The following is a 1,066-nucleotide window of genomic DNA, read 5'->3' as shown; positions in this document are numbered from 1 at the left end:
CCTGAATTCAACACATAAGTGCAACGCTCACCCCTGTATGCACTTCGTACGGCGTCTTCCAGCCCAAGCGCTTGCGCGGGCGTAGATTGATCCTCGCTACTGTCCGATTGACGGCTTCGACGGTCAGCTTGCTGAAGTCGCTGCCCTTGGGGAAATACTGGCGGAGCAGACCGTTGGTGTTTTCATTGGTGCCACGTTGCCAGGATGAATAGGGGTCTGCAAAAAAGACCTGGCACTGGCTCCGTAGCGCGATGCGTTCATGCCCGGCAAACTCCCTTCCGTTATCCAGCGTCAGCGTGTGAGCGGCATGGCCCTGAAGCATCAGATTGATCGCCCGCGTTACCTGCCGGCGCGTTCTGCGCTTGACCGGATAGGCGCTCAGATAGCCGCTTTTGCGATCAACCAGGGTCACCAGGTTACCGCCCAGTCCATGTACCGTATCGCCCTCCCAGTCCCCCAGGCGCTCGCGGCTTTCGACCTCGGCTGGGCGTTCACTGATTGACACGCGATTACGCAGCTGCCCGCGCCGATCGTGGCTTCCATAGCGTTTCCGGTAGCGCTTTCGGCGATGTCGCAGATAGGTATAAAGCTCACCACCGGCGCGCTGTTCGGCGGCAATGAACCGATAAATCCACTCATGGCTGACCGCCCGGCTTGGCTGCTCCTGCTTCAACCGCTGGGCGATCTGCTCCGGACTCATGCCATGCTTGAGCCACACCGGGAGATGATGGCTGAGCCATGTCGCCGGCTTGCAAAACTTGCGCGCACCCGCTCGACGAGCATCACTTTCATGGGCCGCAGAAACAGCCTTGTAGATATTCTGGGTGCTGTTGCGGCGAACCTCGCGACTGATCGTCGAGGGATGCACGCCGACCCGCTTTGCAATGCTCGCCTGGCTCTCTGCGGCGCTCAAGCCAGCCTCAATCTGGTAACGTTGTCCCTGAGTCAGCTGCCGGTAATGCGTAGTCATCTGCGCTTGAATCCTTCGGTGTGAGAGCCTGGATTCTACCGGTGGCTGGCTCTCTGCCTCTCGTTTCAAGCGTTGCGCTTATTCTATGAATTCAGG

General features: G+C 59.1%; 1 protein-coding gene. It reads right to left on the bottom strand.

The genetic code is table 11. The features are described from left to right. Positions 1-7: 7 nt before the first annotated feature. Positions 8-970 carry an IS30-like element ISPpu17 family transposase gene (locus AAEZ06_RS26850; RefSeq protein ID WP_004577240.1) on the bottom strand — a complete coding sequence of 321 codons (963 nt, stop codon included), beginning with the start codon at positions 968-970 and terminating at the stop codon, positions 8-10. Positions 971-1,066 lie beyond the last annotated feature (96 nt).

It is taken from the genome of Pseudomonas sp. HY7a-MNA-CIBAN-0227, assembly GCF_040310325.1.
Lineage (GTDB): Bacteria > Pseudomonadota > Gammaproteobacteria > Pseudomonadales > Pseudomonadaceae > Aquipseudomonas.
Note: the sequence above shows the minus strand (reverse complement) of the source record. Positions and strands in the feature narration are given on the sequence as shown.